Annotated in this window: 11 protein-coding genes; 3 read left to right on the top strand and 8 right to left on the bottom strand. The window is 64.6% G+C overall.

The genetic code is table 11. The features are described 5' to 3' along the window. Positions 1 to 37: 37 nt before the first annotated feature. The 6 genes from K2Y42_RS16820 to K2Y42_RS16845 all read right to left on the bottom strand — a co-directional run bounded on the left by K2Y42_RS16820 (position 38) and on the right by K2Y42_RS16845 (position 7,987). On the bottom strand, positions 38 to 1,792 hold the full coding sequence (locus K2Y42_RS16820) for a Wzz/FepE/Etk N-terminal domain-containing protein (protein ID WP_291154575.1): 1,755 nt from the start codon (positions 1,790 to 1,792) through the stop codon (positions 38 to 40). A 26-nt stretch (positions 1,793 to 1,818) separates the two neighbouring features. Next, a complete protein-coding gene (locus tag K2Y42_RS16825; protein ID WP_291154576.1) occupies positions 1,819 to 3,066 on the bottom strand; it encodes a polysaccharide biosynthesis/export family protein in 1,248 nt (415 codons plus the stop codon). Between the two features lie 247 nt (positions 3,067 to 3,313). After that, the gene (locus tag K2Y42_RS16830; protein WP_291154578.1) at positions 3,314 to 4,057 is read right to left on the bottom strand and encodes a WecB/TagA/CpsF family glycosyltransferase; all 744 of its coding nucleotides are present in this window, start codon (positions 4,055 to 4,057) and stop codon (positions 3,314 to 3,316) included. A 284-nt stretch (positions 4,058 to 4,341) separates the two neighbouring features. Next, complete coding sequence (locus K2Y42_RS16835) at positions 4,342 to 5,241, bottom strand: cation diffusion facilitator family transporter (protein WP_291154580.1); 900 nt, start codon at positions 5,239 to 5,241, stop codon at positions 4,342 to 4,344. A gap of 92 nt (positions 5,242 to 5,333) precedes the next feature. Then, complete coding sequence (locus K2Y42_RS16840; protein WP_291154581.1) at positions 5,334 to 6,023, bottom strand: MOSC domain-containing protein; 690 nt, start codon at positions 6,021 to 6,023, stop codon at positions 5,334 to 5,336. A 146-nt stretch (positions 6,024 to 6,169) separates the two neighbouring features. Beyond that, positions 6,170 to 7,987 carry a methanol/ethanol family PQQ-dependent dehydrogenase gene (locus tag K2Y42_RS16845; RefSeq protein ID WP_291154582.1) on the bottom strand — a complete coding sequence of 606 codons (1,818 nt, stop codon included), beginning with the start codon at positions 7,985 to 7,987 and terminating at the stop codon, positions 6,170 to 6,172. A 409-nt stretch (positions 7,988 to 8,396) separates the two neighbouring features. Between K2Y42_RS16845 and K2Y42_RS16850 the strand changes: the two genes are divergently transcribed. Beyond that, positions 8,397 to 9,911, top strand: coding sequence for a PLP-dependent aminotransferase family protein (locus tag K2Y42_RS16850; RefSeq protein ID WP_291154583.1), 1,515 nt, complete (start codon positions 8,397 to 8,399; stop codon positions 9,909 to 9,911). A 19-nt stretch (positions 9,912 to 9,930) separates the two neighbouring features. Here the strand turns inward: K2Y42_RS16850 and K2Y42_RS16855 are convergent, their stop codons facing one another. Both K2Y42_RS16855 and K2Y42_RS16860 read right to left on the bottom strand, forming a co-directional pair. After that, complete coding sequence (locus tag K2Y42_RS16855) at positions 9,931 to 11,952, bottom strand: glycosyl transferase (protein ID WP_291154585.1); 2,022 nt, start codon at positions 11,950 to 11,952, stop codon at positions 9,931 to 9,933. Positions 11,953 to 11,994: 42 nt separating this feature from the next. Beyond that, complete coding sequence (locus tag K2Y42_RS16860) at positions 11,995 to 17,688, bottom strand: hypothetical protein (protein WP_291154587.1); 5,694 nt, start codon at positions 17,686 to 17,688, stop codon at positions 11,995 to 11,997. A 425-nt stretch (positions 17,689 to 18,113) separates the two neighbouring features. Here K2Y42_RS16860 and K2Y42_RS16865 point away from each other — a divergent pair, with 425 nt between their 5' ends. Together K2Y42_RS16865 and K2Y42_RS16870 are read left to right on the top strand one after the other, a co-directional pair. Next, positions 18,114 to 19,415 (top strand): cytochrome P450, encoded by a 1,302-nt coding sequence (locus K2Y42_RS16865; protein WP_291154588.1) that lies wholly within the window; start codon positions 18,114 to 18,116, stop codon positions 19,413 to 19,415. Further along, on the top strand, positions 19,412 to 20,656 hold the full coding sequence (locus K2Y42_RS16870) for a cytochrome P450 (protein ID WP_291154589.1): 1,245 nt from the start codon (positions 19,412 to 19,414) through the stop codon (positions 20,654 to 20,656). The genes K2Y42_RS16865 and K2Y42_RS16870 overlap by 4 nt, the downstream gene beginning before the upstream one ends. Positions 20,657 to 20,682: the final 26 nt, after the last annotated feature.

A 20,682-nucleotide genomic window follows, 5' to 3' on the forward strand; every position in this document is an offset into this window, starting at 1 on the left:
GCGTCAGGATCACGATGGACGCGACTGCTTCAATTGGTTAGCGGCCGGACTTTTCTGCGGTCTTCGGTGGTGGCGTTTCATCGGCGCGTTTGCCGCCGTGCGCCTCGAGCAGAACCCTGATCGGAGGCACGGGCGTGGGCCGAGGAAACGCGAGCTGAAGCACTTTATTCGTCCATTTCTTTCCCTGCTTTGTCGCTTTTGCAGCAGGCGCGATGGCGATGGTGCGCGTCGGCGACGACGTCTTCGTGCCGTTCTGGCGCGAGGCGAACGCCGTCTGTGCTGACAGCGTCCACTTCGCCTCGGCCGCATCGACCTTGTTCAGGACAGTGCCGAGGAGGCGCTCCTGGACGGGCGCAAGCGACTTCAGGCCCACCTGGATGTCCTGGGACGAGACCTGCTCCCAGCCCACCACGAGGAAGAAGCCGTCGATGTACCGTGCCGCAGACCTGAGATCGGCATTCATGCCCAGGGTCGGAAGATCGAAGATGACGTAGTCGTAGGCCGTCGCGGCCTCATCCAGGAAGCGGCGGATGCCGTCCGTCCAGATGTTGGCGGGGTGCGCGCCGCGGTCTGCGCCGAGGGGGAGGAAATGAAGCCCCGTTCGCCGCTCGACCATCGTGAACCGATCGAGCGACTTGTCCTCGGCCAGGTAGTTGGTGAGGCCGGCGCGCTCGCCGCCGTAAAAGGCCGAGAGCGCCGGGTCGAAGGCGTCGGCATCGACGAGAAGCACGCGGTGGTTGGCGACAGCGAGGGCGAGGGCCAGATTGGTCGCGATCGTCGAGCGCCCTTCGCCCGCGAACGTCGACGTGACGCCGATGAACCGGACCCCCTGGCCGCCGAAGCCGGCCTGACAGGCGCCAATCGCCGTGCGGATCGTGTGCCACGCGTTCGAGCCCGGCGCATCGATGACGAACGTCTGCACGGGGCAGTCAGCGCGGAACGTGTTGCCGATGGGCCCACTTTTCGGGCGCGCGGGTGCGGTAGGCAGTTGCGGAAACTGCCCAAGGCATCTCACGCCGGTGATGGCGGCGGCATCCTCGGGCGATCTCACCCGGCCGTCCAGGAGGCGCCACATCAACGCTACGAACGCGGCGAGACACGCGCCCACCAGTCCGGCGGCCGCGATGATCAGGATGCCGCGCACGTTGCTCTTGTGCGGAGGCGGCAGGGCTTCCGCGATGACGCGCGCCTTCGGTCCCACCTCGCGCAGCTTCTCGCGCAGCCAGCTGCTTCCGGATTGAGCGGAGTCCGAGCGTGAGGCCTGCAGTTCGGCCATGTAGGCGGTCGCGATCCCGTTGGCGACGCGCGCTGCCAAGGCGGGGTCTTTCGCCTCATAGTAAATCTGGACGACGTTGCTCTGGCCTGCGCGATCGACGCCGTATACGCGGCGCAGCGCTTCCAGGGCTTCGACCCGTTTCTGGACAGTCGACTGCGGGTTGAGCAGCCCCAAAGTGGTCAGCGCGCTGAGCGCGACCCGGTCCGACCGAATGACCTGGAGCTGTGTTTCCAAGAATGCGGGATCAGGCTGCGTCTCGACGAAGAACGCATCTTCGCGGCTGAACGTCAGGCGCAGGTTTGTGAGCTGCAACTGCGTCGACGCGAGATAGGTCGCGGGCCGCATGACGACGAAAATGGCAGCGAGCGCCATCAGAATTGTTGGGACGGCGATGATGAACCAGCGGCGCTGAAGCACAGCGTCGATCATCCAGCGAATGTCGATCTCGCCGGCTCCCGCTCCGCTGTCGTCGTTGACGCTGGCAACTTGTTCATTGCCCCTTTGCAGCATCGCCATGTGCCTCCGTGACACACTCATACAGATTAACGGGTTTTGACGGTGGCGGCAGGCGAATTGTCCGTCTGCTTCTTTTCTTGATTTCGTTGAATAATTTTAATTTCTTGAGGGCGAAGAACCTTGAGAATGTCGCCGGGTTCGAGTGGTGTGGTCTCCGCCGCTTTTACTTCGCGGGCTTGGCCGTTCTGCTGGCGAATGATCTCGTACGTCGGTTCGCCGTCGACGCTTTCCGAACCCAGGGAGCTCGACGATCCCAGAACGTCGTCTGCGGTCGAAATCTGTTGCTCCAATTCCTTGCGCTGGCCCTCGGTGGTCTGCAACTCCGACAAGGCCGTGCTGCGGCGCTCGTCCTTGAGCGCTTCACGCTGCATCTTGGTGTTATTCTTCTGCTGGCGAGAGCGCATGATCGCGGTCGCGATTTCCTTCTGCTCGCGTTCGATCTGCGCGAGTGCGCGCTCAATCGGAAGCAGGCGCGGCGGAAGCGCGAGTGAGCGCGCGATCAGGCCGCGCACGTCGTCGAGCTCCTTCTTGATGGACACTTCCTGCTTGCGAGAGGCCGTGATCTGGTCTTCCAGAGAGGCGATCTCGCCGTCCAGCAGCGCCATGGTATCGCCGTACGCGTTGTACTGGTGGCGGAAGTGCTCGAAGCGCGCAGTGAAGAGTGTACGCTCCTGGTCGAGAAATCCGGAAGCCGCGAGCGCGGAATCCTGCGGTTTGGGATCGAACGTTTCCGCCCCCTCCAGCTCGGCCTTCAGCCGCATTTCCTTGGCCTGAAGCGCGAGCAACTGGCTGGCGCCGATCCGCACCTGACCGCGCGCGGCGATGGCGTCGCGCTCGGTGTTCCAGCCCAAGCGATAGAGCCCGCCGGCGATGGCCACGGCATTCAGAACGAGCATGTTGGGGCGGTATTCATATGCGCCCGGACGCTCGACGCTGCCCAGGATGTAGAAGGGCCGAAACGTCACGATGTCGACGGTCGTCTCGGGCGGATTGTCGAGCCGGGCCTTCTCCAACAACCGCTGGGCGATGTCGAGGGCGAGCTGCGTGATGTCTTTGCCTTGCGCGGGAACGGCGCCGACAAACGGAAGGTTCAGCGATCCGTTCGCGCCGACCGTGAATTCGCCCGTAAGAATTGGCCATTCGTGCACATAGACGCGCACGCGGTCTTGCGAGCCAAGGTGATAGGGCGCGTGTTCTTCTGCCTGAACGCGAGAAGTAGTGCTGAAAGCAGCGGCCAGGAGGACAAGTAAGATGAACAATTTTGTCCGGGTCATGTCGCTAGTAAACCTCTACGCGGGCTGGCAAATGGTTACTGCGCGCCCTTGCTTTCACAGCAAGACCACTCAAGCACCGCGAATTTCTCTGCAAATACCGTACCCATTTTTCATTGGCCGAGGTGCCATAGTTCTGGGTTTGGTTAAAGAGCGACCGCCTTGATCGGCCGGCAGTTAAATCACTAAAAAACATCTCAGTTTCTGTCAGGCCGATGCTCAAAGTTAATGGTTTCGACGTTGACGATATTCAAGTTCCCGCCTCTTCATTTGCTGCGCTGCGGCGCCTGTTTCGCCAGCTTTCCCATTCGATTTCAGCGAGCAGCTTGGCGCACTTTGCGTAGCGCGGGGCGAGGCGGCGCGGTTCGCTCATTAAGCGCCATAGCCATTCCACGCCAAAGCGCCGAAACCCCTTAGGGGCGCGTGTTGCCCGGCCGGACAGGAAATCGGCGGCGGCTCCGACGCAGACGAAGCAGCATTTGAGCCCCTGGCGCTGGGCGCGGGCGGCAAAAAGTTCCTGTTTTGGTGCGCCGAGGAGCACAAAGCAGATCTTTGCGCCGGACTTGCGAATGTCCTCGATATACTGGTCGGCCAGCGCGCTCTCGACGTCGAAATTGCGCGGGGGGGCGATGCTGCCGGCGATCACGAGACGTCCGCCGCTTGCGTCGGACAGCACCTTCTCCGTCGCAGTCAGGACTTCGGTGGAACTCCCGAACAGGAAAATGGAATGGCCGGCATCGGCCGCCGCTTTGGTTAACGGCAGCATGAGATCCGAGCCGGCCGTGAGCTGCAGGTCTTTCCAGGTCCGCCGGCCGATGTAGACGATCGGTGCGCCGTCCGCGCTCACGAAGGTCGCCTGCCGGTAGGCTTCGCGGAACTTGCTGTCGCTGCGCAGCTTGACCAGGTGGTCGAGATTCAAGGTGAAGAAGGTGCTGCCCTCGCCGCGGGCAATGGAGGCGAGGATCGAGGAAATCGACATGTCCTCGTTCGCCATATTGACGCGCCATCCGTCCACATCAGCACTCGCAGACGTCATTGCGTTTCGTTCTCTAACTGTTGCGGCCGGCCGCAAACAGCCAAGCGTATCCATATGCTTAGCTGCGTAGGCTTGCGTTCCGAAGGGGATCTGCGCGCGATGGTAAAGAATGGTACTCTGCGTACAAATTGTGGCGCAATGATCCGCGGAGAGAGGCTGGTGGCGTCGCGTGGCCCGCGCTGTTTCAGCGCGGTGGGGGGAACTCCGCGCGGCTGACGATCAGTAAGCGGATGAAACGGCCGTCAGTGCAGGCCGTGGTGCTCGCGGCCGGACCGGCAGTCGGCACGTTCGACCTGGAGCGTCACGTGGGTGATCTCGAAGGTATCATGCATGGCGTCGGTTACGGCGACGCGGGTTGCGTCCTGGTCCGCCCCCTCCGCGAGGACGATGTGGGCGGACATTGACGGCATGCCGCTGGTGAGGGCCCAGACATGCAGGTCGTGAATGGACGCGACGCCCGGAGTCGATGAAATCCGCGCCGTGACGCTGTCCAGATCGATCCCCTCGGGCACGCCCTCGAGAAGGATGTTGGTGGTTTCCTTGAAGAGCACCCAAGTGCGCGGTAGCACCCATACGCCGATGGCGATGGCGACGAGCGGGTCGACCCACGTCCAGCCGGTGGCCCATATGATCAGTGCAGCGATGATCACGCCGACCGACCCCAGCATGTCGCTCCAGACCTCGAGGTAGGCGCCTTTGACGTTGAGGCTCGACGAGCGGCCGGCATCGAGGATGCGCATCGAGATCAGATTGACGACAAGGCCCAGCACCGCGATCGCCAGCATGGGCAGAGATTGGATCTCGGCGGGCTCGACGAAGCGCTGGATGCCCTCGTAGAGAATGTATCCGGCGACGACGAAGAGCAGCAGGGCGTTGACCGCAGCCGCCAGAATTTCGAAGCGCTTGTAGCCGAACGTGCGCTTGCTATCCGCTGGGCGTGCGCCGATGCGCACGGCGGCCAACGCAATGGCGAGGCCGGCCGTATCGGTCATCATGTGCGCGGCATCCGATAGGAGCGCCAGGCTCCCGGTCAGCAGCGCGCCGACGACCTCTGCAATCAAAAAGATGCCGGTGAGGGCGAGGGCTTTCGTCAGTGCCGAGGCGTTCGCGCTTCCCGCGCCGTGATCGTGTCCCGCGCCCATGTCCGCTCTCTACAAGTGCTTCGCCGAGGAAGGCACGCTGTCTCGCATGACCCCTTCCGTCCTGCACTATACATCGCATTCATGGCGGGACGTCATTGCGGCTCGTTGAGGCGGGAGCTCCAGTCTTCGGTGGCTGCGGCCTGCACGCGGCGCGCGGCGAGCGTTCGCCAGCCGTCCGCCAGCTCCGCAATCGCGGCCATCTCGCGAAGGCCGCTATAATTGTCCTTCTCACGGTAGAGAAGCGTGATGAGCCGGGTTAGCGGCCAGGCGGGTTGCGGGCGCGCAATCAGGACGAGGTCGTCGCCCCGCGCAGCGGTTCCTTCCTCGAGCACGCGGTAGTACCAGCCCGTCCTGCCGCTGGTCTGCGTGCGGTAGGCGATGTCGTCGCGCCCGAAGCGCACATTCAGTTTCCAGCACGGCTGGCGCCCTTGGCTGACCTGAAGCACGGCCGTGCCAAAACGGACGACATCGCCAATGTGAACCGACTGTTCCGTCCAGCCGGTGGTGGACAGGTTCTCGCCGAAAGCGCCCGGCGCGTCGAGTAACGGGTGCGCGCCGATCTCGTCGCGCCACGTGCCGTAGTGCTCTCGGGGATAGTGGTGCACGGCCTTCTCCGGGCCGCCATGATGTTTGAGATCGCCCTGCGCATCGCCGGCGAGGCCCACGCGCGTGATCTGCCATGGACCTTCGGTCGGCGTCTTTGCGATGCCGCTCACGTGGCCTTTGGGGCCGAGCGGCTGAATGCGACCACTGAGGACCACGGGCGAAACGGCAGTAGGCATGCGTCAACTCTCCTGCGCGTGAGAGAGCACCACGATCGGGCCAGGCGCGCCAGCCGCGTTCTTGACGCTGCTCCTCAACGAAAGAAGGACCGGCACACGGAGTGCCGGCCCAAGGTGCTCGCAAGCGTGTCTCTTCGGAGGAAGCGCTACGGCAGCGAGTAGATGGAGAGGGATCCACCGAGGTCGGTGAACTTCTTCAGGCCGGCGTAGTTGCCCACGGCGCCGAGGCCGTCGGTTGGCTTGTCGAGGCCCGCAGCCAGTCCGATACCGGCCCAGCCGCCGACGCCCGAGTAGACGCCGATGTACTGCTTGTCCTTGTGCTCGTAGGTGAACACGTTGCCGATGACGCCGGAGGGAACGCGGTGCTTGAACAGTTCCTTGCCGTCCTTCTGATCGCGGCACTTGAGGTAACCCTCGAGCGTGCCATGGCAGAAGATGCCGCCGGCTGTCGTCAGAACGCCAGACCAGACCGAGAAGCGCTCGTCGTGGCTGAAGACGATCTCACCCTTGGCTGCATCCCAGGCGATGACGTGGCCCGTGTTGGTTTTTCCTTCCGGCGGAAACATCGAGAGCGTCGCGCCGACGTACGGCTGGCCCGGGCTGTATGAAACCTTGAAGGGCTCATAGTCCATGCAGACGTTGTTGATCGGCACGTAGTAGAGGTTCGTCTGCGGCGAGTACGCGGCCGGCTGCATATCCTTGAAGCCGAGAGCCGCAGGGCAGATGTTCTTCGAGTTGACGTCGGGTCCGTTCAGGAACGTCGACTTCGACGCGACAACGGTGGGGCGGCCGTAGTTCGGCTTCGACTTGTCCATTTCCACGCCGGACGACCAGTTGAGGTCGGGATCGTAGGGCTTGGCGACAAGGAGTTCGCCGTTGGTGCGGTCGAGCGTATAGGCGAAGCCGTTGCGATCGAAGTGCACCAGGGTCTTGTGCGTCTTGCCGTTGATTTCGTGCTCGGCAAGGATGTTCTCGTTGACACCGTCGTAGTCCCACTCGTCGAACGGGGTCATCTGGTAGGCCCACGCGGCTACGCCGCTGTCGACGTTGCGGGCGATGATCGACATCGTCCACTTCTGGTCGATCTGCTTGCCGTCGGGTCCTGCGCGCTGCGCGGGGTTCCACGTCGAAGGGTTGGCGCTGCCGTAGTAGACGAGGTTGAGCTCAGGATCGTAGGAGAACCAACCCCAGACCGAGCCGCCGCCGATCTTCCACTGGTCGCCGTTCCAGGTCTTGATCGAGGAGTTCTTGCCGACGGGCTTGCCGAGCGACAGCGTCTTTTCGGGATCGAAGAGGATCTGGTCATCCGTTCCTACGTTGTAGCCCCGCCATGCGCGCTTGCCGGTGGCGATGTCGTAGGCGGTGACGTGGCCCTGGATGCCGAACTCGGCGCCCGAGATACCGATGATCACCTTGTCCTTGACGACGATGGGCGCCATCGTGCCCGTCTCGCCCTTCTTGGGATCGCCGTTGACGGCCTTCCAGACTTCCTTGCCGGTCTTGGCGTCGATCGCGACGACCGTCGTATCGGCCTGGTGCAGGAACAGCTTGCCGTCTGCATAGGCGATGCCGCGGTTGACGGTATCGCAGCACATGACGCCGATAACCGACGGATCCTGCTTGGGCTGGTACTTCCAGAGGATCTGGTTCTCGTTGTCGAGATCGAGCGCGAAGATGTTGTTCGGGAACGGCGTGTGAATATACATGATGTTGCCGATGACCAGCGGCGAGCCTTCGTGGCCGCGGAGAACACCGGTCGAGAACGTCCATGCGACCTTGAGATCGCCGACGTTCGATGCGTTGATCTGATCGAGCTTCGAGTACCGGTGATTTGCGTAGTCACCGGTGGGGATCGCCCACTGCTTCGAGTCGCTCGTGTTCTTAATGACGTCGTCGTTAGCGAAGGCCGGCATCGCCAATGCCGACGTCATCAGTAGTGCGACCGCACATCCTGATCTGCGCATATGTGTTCCTCCTTGAGATGGTTTTTTGGCTTCGAAAGCTTGCGCTTTCGGCGGAGTGCGCGGCGCTGGGTTCGACGTGGTGTGTGCCAAGTGTTCCTGTGCCGATTACCTCTGCGCGGCAAAGATAGGGGCCGGTCGTCGCTCGGCCCTAGGACCGCTCCTGGACGATCACGTGGTGCCAGGGCGGTGCCGCGGTGTGGGCTGTCGGACCTTTGTTTTGGGCCCATCCTGGCTTCGCAACCGAGCCGATGCGGGCGAGACATCTGGCGCGGAAACGCACGTTTCACAGTCAATGGGGACGCGTGGTCCCATGATCTGGCGGCGGCGTGGCCCTATAGATTGGCCACGCGAGCGCTATATGATGGTGCCACGTCGCGCCTGACCGGTGGTGCTCGCTGGAGAAAATGCCGTGCCCTTACCGCTTAAACTTCATGCGGCCAGCCCGATAAGTCTGCAAACGCAGATCTTCGAACAGGTGCGCAGCATGATCCTCGAAGGGCGGCTGAGGCCGGGCGAGGCTCTGCCGTCGACGCGGACGCTGAGCGAGCAGTTCGGGATTGCGCGCAATACGACGGCGCTCGCGTACGACCGCCTGGCGGCGGAGGGATACATCGAGACGCGGCGGTCCGTGGGCACGTTCATCTCGATGCAGATCCCGGAAGGCGTTCTCTATACCGCCACGCATCGGCCCGCTTCGCCCGCGCGCAGCACGAAGCGTTCGGCGGTCAAAAGCTCTGATCCTCCTGCGCGATCGCAGGCGCTCGTCAATCCGAACCGGAAGCGGCTCGTTGCGGATTTCTGGGTCGGACGGCCCGATCCGGACTCGTTTCCGCGCAAGATCTGGGCGCAGTTGATCCATCGGCGACTGCTCGGCTCGGGATCGGCGCTGACGGAATACCGCGATCCGTCGGGTCTGCTTGAGCTTCGCGAGGCGATTGCCGAGCGCGTGCGGCCGACGCGCAATATCGTGACGAGCGCCGACGAGATCATCATTGTCGGCGGCTGCCAGGACGGCCTCAACCTTGTGAGCCGGATGATGCTCGCAGCCGGCTCGACGGCGGTTGTCGAGACGCCCTGCTACCAGGGGGCCGCGTTTCTCTTCGAAAACTTCGGGGCCAAGATCGTGCCCGTTCCCGTCGACGAGCGCGGGCTCATTTGCGGGCGCCTGCCGGACGTGAGGAACGCGATCGCTTATGTCACGCCCTCTCACCAGTATCCGCTCGGGGTGACGCTTTCTCTCGAGCGCCGCCTGGAGCTGCTGGCCTGGGCGGCGGAAACCGATTCCTACATTCTCGAGGATGACTACGACAGCGACTTCCGATTCCACGGTGCTCCCCTCGCAGCGCTCAAGGGATTAGACCTGATGGGGCGTGTCATCTACCTCGGCACATTCTCCAAGAGCCTCGGCGCCGGGTTGCGTCTCGGCTATGTCATTTTCCCGACCGAGCTGCTCGAGCGCGCGCGTCACATGAAGACGCTCATGAACAATGGGCAGCCTTGGCTGGAGCAGGCAACGCTTGCGGACTTCATGGAGAGCGGCGGCTACGAACGGCACGTCCGGCGCATCCGCAAGCTCTATTACTCGCGCCGCAATGCGCTTCTGGCAGCGCTCGACAAGCATTTTGGCGGGGGCGAGATCATCGGCGCGGAAGCGGGAATGCATCTCGCCTGGCGGCTTCCCCACGACTTGCCGCCGGCAAGCGAGATCGAGAAGCTGGCCATCGAAGCGGGCGTCGGCGTCTACACGCTGGCGACGGGTGCGGCCGTCAACTTCGAAACCTCGGCTGACAGCGACCGCTATCTCGTGCTCGGCTTCTCGTCCTTGACGGAACGCGAGATCTCGAAAGGCATCGCGCGGCTCGCGGAGGTGCTTTCGGTCAAAGCGTCGGGGCAGCGCCGCGCCGCGCAAGCGCTGGCCCGCTAACACGCTTGTTTTCTCGCGCCTAGGGCTGCCAGAGGCGGTTGTCGGACGCGATGTGCTCAGATTCAGCCCACACCGCGAGCCGTTGGCGATAGGCCTCGCGGAGGTGCTCCGTGGTGGCGTGGTGCGTGCCGGAGACGGCGAAGTCGAGGCCGATCTCAAAGTAGGCGTTCATGTTCGTGAAGTTGGGCTTTGGCAGCCGGTCTTCGACGGCCTCGGTCCACATGTGATGGAACAGGGCTTCCAGCTCGCGTACAAGGCGCGGCGTATCGAACAGGGTCGATGACGGCCGGTTGGCTTCGAGACGCGCCTTGAGGCTATCCGTTTCGGCCTGGTTGCGGCCCAGTGCGATGGCGCGCTGGGTGAAGCTCTCGATGTCGTTGCAGACGAGATCGCCGAGGCCCGCTGCCTGCACCACGCTTGCACATACGCGCGCGGGGAACGTCGTGCCGGTGTAGGTCAGCACGGGAACGCCGATCCACATGGCATCGGATGCGGTGGTGTGCGCCCCATAGGGGCTGTTGTCCAAGAAGAGATCCGCGAGGCGGTACCGCGCCAGATGCTCGGGGTTGGGCTGGCGGCCGGCAAACACCAGACGTTCGGGCGCGACACCTGCCTCAGCCGCGGCCGCGCGGAGGCGCTCGTCGGTTGCGGTGCCGCCGCTCAGCAGCCACAGCACGCTGTCCGGGACCTCACGCAGAATGGTGAGCCAGGCGTCGAGAACATCCGGCGTGAGTTTCTGCGAGCCGTTGAAGCAGCAGTAAACGTATCCATGGGCCGGCAATCCGGCGTCTTCCCGGCTCGGCGTGGCCTCTGCGACGACGCGCTTGCGGTCGTTGGGTTGATAGCAGGGAAGGCGCAGCACCTTTTCCGAGACGTAGATCTCGTCCTCTTCCGGCAGCACGATGGGGTCCGCGATGATGTAGTGATGATGCGTGCTGCCCATCGTGCCAGGATAGCCGAACCAATTCACGGCAACGGGAGCAGGGCGATAGGCAAAGATGCGGGAGCGCGCGTCCTTGGTGTAGCCGTTGAGGTCGATCAGGATGTCGATGCCATCGGCGTGAATGCGCTGGGCGGCATCGGCATCGGAGAGCCGCGTGATGTCGACCCAGTGGTCGACGGCCTGCTCGGCGCGGCGGCGCGTCGGATCCATGCGATCGATGCCGCAGTAGTAGGCCGTGATCTCGAACGCGGTCTTGTCGTGGCATTCGAGAACGTCGGCCATCGCGAAGCCCACCGCGTGCTCGCGCAGGTCGGATGAAATGTAACCGATGCGCAGCTTGCCGCCACGTCCGGACCGCTTCCGGGCCGAGCCGTCGGGGCAGAGCGGCGTGCGCGGCGCGCCGGTCAGCTCGCGGCTGTATTTGTGTGCGCGCGCCAGCGCGAACATCGGATCGTGGCTCAGGGCGGCGAGAGAGAGCGGCGAGATCGCTGCATAGAGCTTGGCCACGTCGACATGCTCGCTGCCGGCCATGACTGGCCATTTGCATTGGCGCTGGCGCGCGGCGACCCAGTGCTGCACGACCTCGGGCTGATGCGCATTGATGTCGAGAGACTGCCTCAGCGCGTCTTCGGCGGGCTCGTCCTGCTGGAATGCTTCGAGCACGCGGCCGAGCTGCTGCAACGCGATGAGCTTGTGCTTCACCGAGTTGCCGTCGATCGAAGCCGTCTGGGCGACGAGCTGAAGCCACTGCGTGACGGCGCCGCCGGCCTGTCCGTCGTCTTCCAGCAGCCGCCCGAGATTGATGTGGGAGGGCAGAAAATCCGACTTGATGCTGAGGCTGGCCCGCAAAGCGTTCATGGCGCCGTAGCGGTCGCCCGCTTTGTTCAGGGCGACGCCGTAGTTGAAGTAGACCGCGTGGAGCAGCGGGTTCGTGGGATTGCGCGCGATCCAATCGCGATAGCTGTTTGCCGCGCCCGCGATATCGCCCTGCTGCTCCTGGGCATCGGCGAGCGTGAAGAGGTCGCCGACACTCAGGGTGTCGAGGCGGATAGGCGGCGTTTCGGGCGGATTGGCAGGGAACGACGGAACAATGGTCATGCGTATCGGTCCTTGAAGCTCACGCGATCAATTCGACTTCAATCAGGAAACTGCGGCTTCGAGCGCTGCGATCTGCTCGCTGGTCATGCTGGCGAGCTGCGTCTCGGTGAAGGCGGAAATCTGCACGCCGTTGAGGGCGCCGATCGTGGTGGTGGTCAACCCGCTGATGGCCGTGGGAGTCAGAGAGCCGATCTGGGTGGTGGTGAGGCCAGCCACCTGGTTGGTCGAGAACGATGCGATGACGCTGGGCGACATGCTGTTGAGCTGCTGCGTCGAAAGTGCGCCGATCTGAGTGGGTGAGAGCGCGCCCAGCTGAGACGCGCTGAGCGCGGCCAGCATCGACGTGGTCATGTTGACGATCTGAGACGCGTCGAAGGCTGCGATCTGCGTTTGCGTGAGGGCTGCGATCTGCGGTGTGGTCAGGGCGCGGATCTGGACGCGCAGGAGGCCCGAAAGCTGTGTGGGGCTGAGGCCCGCGATGTCCGTTTCTGACATGGCGCGGATCTGGGTCGAGTCCATCGCAGCAATCTGCGTTGCCCTGAGGCCGGAGAACTGCGTCTCGGTCAGGGCGGCGATCTGCGCCTCGCTCAGGCCGGGGAGAGCACCAGCCGAGATTGCGCCGATCTGCGTCGAGGAGAGCGCGCCGAGCTGGGTTTCGGTGAGGCTTGCCAGTTGCGTCGAGGTCAGGCCGCCGATGCCGGTTCGCGACAGCAATCCAACCTGCGTGGTCGTCAGGCTTTCGATCTGGCTTGGCGTCAACGCGCCGATGCCCGTGGCGGACAGCCCGGCCAGTTGCGTGCTCGTCAGCGCCTTGAGTTGCGTGGTGGTCAGGCCGGCGATGGCGGTGCTCGACAGTGCGGCGATCTGGGTCGCGCGGACGGACGACATCTGCTCGCTGGTGAGCGCCGAGATCTGCGTGTTCGTGAGGCCGGAGATTGCGCTTGTCGAGAGCGCGCCGATCTGCGTCACGGTCAGCGCGCGCAGTTGCGACGTGCTGAGGGACGCAAGCGTGGTCGCCTTCAGGCCGGCCAGCGAGTCGGGCGCGAGCGCTTGGAGTTGCCGCGTCGAGAGAGAGTCGATCTGGGTTGTGCTCAGCGCGCCGATCTGGGTGGCGCTCAGGCCAGCGAGCTGCGTGGTCGTGAGCGAGGCGAGGCGCGTGCTCGAAAGGCTGTTGATCGCGGTGGTAGAGAGGCCGGCGATCTGCTGCGGGTCGAGGGCTGCGAACTTCGACGGCGTGAGAGACTCGATCTGCGTGACGGTCAGGCCCGAGAGCCCCGAGGGCGAGAGCGCCTTGAACTGGCTTGCGGCCAATGCGCCGAGTTGCGTGGTCGTCAAGCTTGCGACCTGCGACGAGGTCAGGCCGTAGAGCGCGGTCGTGCTCAACACGCGGATCTGATCCGGCGTCAGGCTGCCGAGCTGGGTGACGGAGAGCGCGGCGATGCCCGTCGTCGAGAGCGCGCTGAACTGGGTGGTGGTGAGCGCGGCAAGCTCGGACTCGGAGAGCCCGGAGAGCGCGGTCGGCGAAAGGGCCGCGATCTGCGTGGGCGTGAGGCTCGTGAGCTGGCTCGTCGAGAGCGCGCCGATCTGGGTGGCGCTGAAGCCGCTGATGGCCGTTCCCGAGAGGGCCCTGAGGCTTGTCGTCGAAAGGCCGGCGAGCTGCTGCGTCGTCAGCGCCGCGGTGTGCTCCGAGGTGAGCCCAGCGAGCTGCGTGGCCGACAGGCGCGCGATCTGGGTTGTCGTGAGGCTGGCGATCTGCGCGGTCGTGAGGCCGCGAATTTGCGTCATGGTGAGGGCGCCGAACTGAGCGGTGCTCAGGCCGGCCAACTGTTCGGTCGAAAGCGCGCCGATCGCGCTCGGCGCGAGGGCTGCGAGCTGGGTCGGTGTCAGGGCCGCAAGCTGTGAGGTGGTCAGCGCCGCGGATTGCGCGTCGGTCAGGCCGCCGAGCGCGGCGGTCGACAGGGCGGCAAGGCGCGCGGGCGACTGGCTCTGGAGCTGCGCCGTGGTGAGCGCCGCGACCTGCTGGCCGGTCAGGCCACGCAGTTGTTGGGTCGTCAACGCCGAAAGCTGATCTGTGGTGAGCGACGAAATCGCGGCCGTAGAGAGGCCGGCGAGCTGCGTTGAAGAGAGCGATTCCAACTGGCCGATGTTGATCGCAGCAACCTGGACCTCGCCCAGGGCGCCCAACTGGGTTGCGGTGAGGCCGCGCAGCTGGGTGGTGGTGAGCGCGGCAATCGCGGTCGTCGAAAGTCCGGCCAAAGCCGATGTCGAGAGCCCCGAGATCTGCCGCGAGGTCAATGCTCCGAGCTGTTCCGAGCTGAGGCCGGAAATCTGAGACGCCGTCAGTCCGGCAATCTGCTCGGACAGGAACATTGCGAGCCGCTCCGGCCCGAATGCGCCGAGCTGCGCCGGGGTCAGTGTTCCGAGCTGCGTCGCGGTGAGGCCGCGCAGCAGCCGGTCGTCGAGCCCGGACAGGGTCGTTGCATCCAACGCCGCAAGGGCTGCTGGCGCAATGCCGCCGAGCTGGGTCGAGCTCAAGCTCGCGAGCAGCGTGGTCGACAGGCCGGCGATCCGCGTGCCGTCGAGGGCGGCGATCTGTGCCGCGCTCAGTCCATCGGCCTGCAGCGTCGTAAGCAACTGGAGCTGGTCGTCGGTCAGGGCGGACAGGGTGGAGGGCAGCAGCGAGCCGATCTGGTTCGACGACAGCGCGGAGAAATGCCCGGCGGGGAGGCTTTCGATCTGCGTGGCGGTGAGCCCGCGCATCTGCGTGGCGGTCAGGCTCGAGAACTGAGCCGCCGAGAGGGCGCCGATCTGCTCGGTCGAGAGCGCGGACACCTGCGCGGCGCGTAACGCCAGGAGCTGGGTCGGGCTGAGAGACGCGATCTGCTCGGTTCCGAGCGAGCCGATGACTTCCGGTGCGATGCCAGCGATCTGCGACGTGGTCCAGCGTGACATCTGCGCTGGCGAGAAACTTTCGATCTGGGCGGAATCGAGCGCGCCGATCTGCGTTGCGGTCAGGCCGGCGAGCTGGGTGGCGCTGAGCGACTGGAGTGCCGTGATGGACAGTCCCGCAATCGCAACCGTCGAGAGCGCGGAAATCTGCGTCGCCGAGAGGGACGCGAGCTGTCCGGCGCTCAATGATACGACCTGATATTCGGAGAGCGCGCGCACCTGCGTCGTGGTCAGGCCGGAGAAGAAGCTCTGTGAGAGCTGCATCATTTCTTCGACGGAAAGTCCGGTGATCCCGTCCGCGGTGAGGGCGGCGATCTGCGTGGTCGACAAGGCGGCGAGCTGGGTCGACGTCAAGGCCGAGATCTGCGCGTTGCCAAGACCCGAAATCGCGCGCGTCGACAGGGCAGCGATCTGCGTTTCGGATAGCGCCGCGACCTGGTTATCGCTGAGCGCCGATGCCTGGCCGGCGTTGAGCCCGGCGATCTGCTCGGTGGTCAGCTGTGAGATGGTCTGCGCCGTCAGGCCGCCGATGGCGTTTTTCGACAGGGCGCCGATTTGCGTCGACGTCAGGACGCCGACTTGCGTGCCCGTCAGCGCTCCCGCCTGCTCCTCGTTCAGCGCGCGAATTTGTGTGGATGTGAGGGCGCGGACCTGGTCTGTCGAGAGCGAGGCGATGACGTCGGGCGACAGTCCGGCGATACCTGCGGCAGAGAGCGCTGCGACCTGGCTCGGCGACAGACTGGCGAGCTGCGACGGCGTGAGCCCCGAGACTTGCGTGGAGTTGAGGCTCGCCAACCCGGTCGTAGAAAGGCCCGCAACCTGCGTTGCAGACAGCGTCGCGATCTGAGTTTCGTTGAGGCCGCGAAGCTGGGCGGCCTTGAGACCGTTGATCTGGTCGACAGACAACGCGGCGATGTCGTCGGCATCCAGGCCCGCGATGGCCGTGCTCGTGAGGTTGGCCAACTGAGCGTTGGACAATGCGCTGAGCTGGCTTGCGGAGAGTGCCGCGAGCTGTGTGTCGCGCAGACCTGAAATCGCCTTGGCGCCAAGCGCGCCGATCTGCGTGGTCGTCAGGGCCGCGATCTGGGTCGTCGACAGCAGCGCCATCTTCTCGGCGGTGAAGCCACCGATCTGGGCCGGGCTCAAGGCGGCAATTTCAGCGGGCGAGAGATCGGCGATGAGCGTGGCGCTCAGGCTGGTGATCTGGCTCGGCGAAAGGGCCGCAATCTGGGTCGGCGTGAGATTGCGGAAGGTCGTCGCCGTCATGCGCCCCATTTGTGTGGGCGCCAAGTCGCGCACGTCGAAGCGGATGTTGCCGGTCACGGCGAGGGCTTCGATCTGTGTCGCCGAGAGCGACTTCACCTGTTGCGAGGTGAGGCTTTCGAGCTGGGTGGGCGCGAGCGCGAGGATCAGGTTCGTCGATGCGGCGGCAATCTGAGACGGCTTCAGGCCGCGGAGCTGCGCGGTGGACAGCGCCGTGAACTCGGCCGGCGACAGGCGATTGATTGAGCCCGTCGAGAGCGCGCCGAACTGAGTGGCGCTCAGGCCCAAGATCTGCGCCGTGCTGAGCCTGTCGAACGTGGTGGTCGAAAGGCCCGACAATTGCGTGGCCGAGAAGCTGGATGGCGGGATTGCGTTGAGGGCAGTCTCCGACAAGGCTCCGAGCTGGGACGCAGAAATTCCGGAGACCTGCGCCGCTGTGAGCTGGGCGAGCTGCGTCGTTGCGAAATTGTCGAGCGTCGTTGCCGTCGCCCCGCCGATCTGGCGCGCGGTCAGGCCTGCGATCTGCGTCGTCGTCAAGGCGCGCAGCACGGACGGCGGCAGGTTGTTGATCGTGGTTGTCGACAGAGACGCGATCTGCGTCCCGCGCAGGGCGGCGAACTGCGTTTCCGTAAGATTGTCGATGGCGGTGGCGGTGAGCTTAGCGAGCTGAGCCGTCGTGAAATTCTCGGCTTGGAGTGCGCCGAGCGAGCTTGCCGGGAGCGCATTGATCTGTGCGGCAGTCAGGCCGCGAACCTGCGTCGCGGTGAGCGCGCCGATCTGCGTGGCCGTCAGCGTGTTGAGCAGGCCTGACGTGGACGTGGAGAGCGCGCGCGCCGACAGGCCGCTGATCTGGGTCGCCGAAAGGCTCTGGATCTCGTCTGCGGAGAGCACGCTCAGCGCGGTCGCGGACAAGCCGGAAATCTGGCTCGACGACAAGGCCGCGATCTGCGAGGCGGAGAAATTGTCGAACGCCGTCGCGCTGAACCGGCTGATCTGAGACGAAGACAACCCGGAAAAATCCAGCGCCTGAAGCCGCTCGGGTGACATTGTGTTGAGGCGGGTGGCGGGGAAGCTCCGCACCTGGGTCGGCGTGAGATGCGAAAGCTGGGTTGGCGTGAACTTTTCGATCGTCTGGCTGGAAAGGCCCGCGATCTGCGTTGCGGTCAGTGCGCGAAGCTGTTCCGGCGACAGTTTCTGGATGTCGGCTTCGGACAGGGAGTTGAGCTGCGTCAGGGTCAGGGCCGCCGTCTGGCGCGCAGTGAAGGCATCGAGGTCGTCAGCCGCGAGGGCTTCGAACAGGGCGAGGCTGAGCTTGCTGAGGCTGACCGTCGACAGCGAGGACACCGTCGTCGCGGTCATGGCCTCGATGTTGGTGGTGCTGAGCGCGTTAAGCTGCGTTGCGCTGATTGCGGCGGCCTGCGACGTCGTCAGCGCCTCCATGTCGGAGGTCTGCGCGTCACGGAAAGCGGACTGCGACAGTCTCGCGATGAGCGATGCCGAAAGGCCGGAAAAAATAGATGTCATCGCCTCGCACCCGGGATGGCGCTCGCCGCAATGGAGCCGCCGTCGGCGGAACGATCAAGCGCAGCCAATCTATTGTACCCTCAAGTGGAATCACGCGGAGTGTCAAACGAGAGAGGCGTAAGGGGGGCGCGTGCCGACAGAAACTTGGGGATAAGGGCGATTGGTTCGCGCACGGCCCTTTTCGGGCGCTCCTCCGGCATCCGATTCCCTGCAAAGAGGTTGGCGGCGAAATCGTCTTGGCCAGCGCATCTCTTTCCGCGGATTTCCCTGGCTGACGCTTTGGGGGTTGGCTGTGGATACGGCGGTTCTGCGGCGGGACAGCCTCGTCCTGCCCGGTAGTATCGCATGGACAAGAATCGTGGCGACGCCCCTATCCCGCGCTCGCTCGGCCATGGTTCGGGAGCCCAGGATCCAGGAGCGCCGGCATGTCCGAAACACTCGATCGCATCGATGCATCCGATGATGTTCTCGATGCAGCCGTGCCGCCCGATGTCGCGACAGAAGGCGACGCTATCGATTGGTGGGGCATGCTCACCGACCCCAAGTTTCTGAGCAATCCCTATCCGGACCTCAAGCGCGTTCGCGAGCGGGGAGCCGTCCATTTCGATCCGGTGACGGGGCTCTACTTCGTCACGCGGTCGCGCGAATTCGGCGCCATGGCCAAGACGCTGGACATGGGCCGCGACACGCGCTTCTGGGCGAACGGCTGGAACAGCCCCGAGAACCGGGCGCGCGATCCCGAGACGTACGAGCTGTTCCGCGAATTCCAGCCGCAGATGATCAACGCCAATGCGCCGGACCACCGGCGCACGAGATCGGTCTACGACAAGGCGTTCCGTCCCGGCGACATGACGCGCTACCTGCCGATGATGGAAGAAGAATGCCGCAAGCTGCTCGACGCGCTGCCTGACGACGGTCCGGTCGACTTCATGGATGCGTTCGCCAATCCGTTGCCACATCGCATTTCGCTCAGGCTTTTCGATATCCCGGCCGAAATGGATGAGACGGTCGCCAAGTGGATCGCCGCCCTGAGCTGGCTCGGCAACATCGTCATGTCGCCGGAGCAGAAGCGGGAGGCGCAGACGGCTCAGCGCGAATTCAAGGAGTACGTGCGCGGCCATCTCGCCAGCCGGAGCGCGGACCCGGGCAATGGGCTGATCGGCATTTCGCTTGCCGCGGCGGCGACCGGCACGATGAGCGAGGAAGAGACGCTCAACAACGTGGCGATGCTCATCTCGGGAAGTCGGACGACGCTGACGCTGCTCGGCAACGGGCTCTTGACGCTGATCCGAAATCCGGCGCAGTTCGAGTTGCTGCGCGCCGACCGGGGCCTGATGCGAACGGCAATCGAGGAGATGCTGCGCTACGAGCCAGGCAGCAGCATCATTCCGCGTGCGGCGATCAACGACTTCCAGTGCGGCGAAGTCCGTATTCCCGCCGGCGCGCTGGCGATCGGCCTCGTCGGGGCGATCAACCGCGACCCCGAACGCTTCGACAATCCCGACGAGTTCGACATCACGCGCAATCCGAACCACCACTCTGCATTTGGGGGAGGTGCGCACATCTGCATCGGCAAAGCGCTCGCCCGCATGACCACGCAGATCGCGTTCAACGCGCTGATGGACCGGTTTGCGCGGATCGAGCTGGCCGGGGAGCCCGTCTGGTGGACGGACCGGAGCGATCAACGCGGTCTCGAGCGGCTGCCGCTGCGATTTGGGCGGGCATGATGGCGCAAGACGCCATGCCCGAGGTTGCTGCGATCGACTGGTGGGGGATGCTCACCGATCCGGCCTATCTCGCCAACCCGCATGCTGAGCTGAAGCGCATCCGCGAGCTCGGCGCGGTGCATCGCGACGATTATACGGGCATTTACTTCGTGCTCGGTCACAGCGAGTTCCGCCAGATGGCCATGGCGCCCGAGATGGGGCGCGATACGCGGCTCTGGACCAACGGCTGGAGCCGGCCGGGAAGCCAGGAGAGCGACCCGGTCAGCTACAGCCTGTACAGCGAATTCCATCACCAGATGGTCAATGCCGATCCGCCGGATCATCGGCGCATGCGGGACGTGTACGAGAAGGCGTTTCGCCCCGGACAAATGGCGCTTCTGGTCCCCATGATCGAGGCCGAGTGCCAAGAGCTCGTGGACGCGCTGCCGGTGGGTACCCCGGTCGATTTCATGGCCGCGTTCGCCAATCACCTGCCGCTGCGCGTGTCGCGGAACCTGTTCGGGATACCCGCGGACATGGACGCGCAACTCGCGGTCTGGAACGCGGCCCTGATCAAGATCGGCGACATTCTGATGCCGGCCGACCAGAAGCGCGACGCGTTGGCGGCCCTGCGTGCCTACAAGGCCTATTTGAAGGGCCATCTCGAGGCCTGCCAGGGGCAATCGGGCGACAGCTTCATCGGGTTGGCGGCCGCCGCGCTCGCGGACGGCACCATGAACGAGGACGAGACGCTCAACAATCTCCTGGGCCTCGTCTCCGGCAACGAGACGACGGTCACGCTTCTCGGCAACGGAATGCTGTCGCTGCTGCGCAATCCGGCGGAGTTCCAAAAGCTGCGGTCGAACCCGGAGCTGATGCGGCCGGCCATCGAGGAGATGCTGCGCTACGAGCCCAGCATCAACTTCATTCTCCGGGTGGCGATCAGGGATTACACCTGCGGCGGCGTTTCTGTTCCAGCCGGGTCGCTGGCCATCGGGCTGGTGGGCGCCATCAACCGCGATCCGGCGCGCTTCGAGCACCCCGACACCTTCGATATCGCGCGCCAGCCCAACGCGCAGTCCATCTTCGGCGGCGGTCCGCACGTCTGCATCGGGGCGGCGCTCGCCCGTCTCGAAGCGCAAACGGCGTTCGGGGCTCTTCTGCGACGGTTCGAGCGCATCGAGTTGGCTGGTGAGCCGGTCTGGTGGTCGGATCGGACCAACCAGCGGGGGCTGCAATCGTTGCCGCTGCGGTTCGTGTGAGGGGGCCGTTTCCGATCCGCGCGCAC

It is taken from the genome of Hyphomicrobium sp. (genome assembly GCF_019744875.1).
GTDB lineage: Bacteria > Pseudomonadota > Alphaproteobacteria > Rhizobiales > Hyphomicrobiaceae > Hyphomicrobium_C.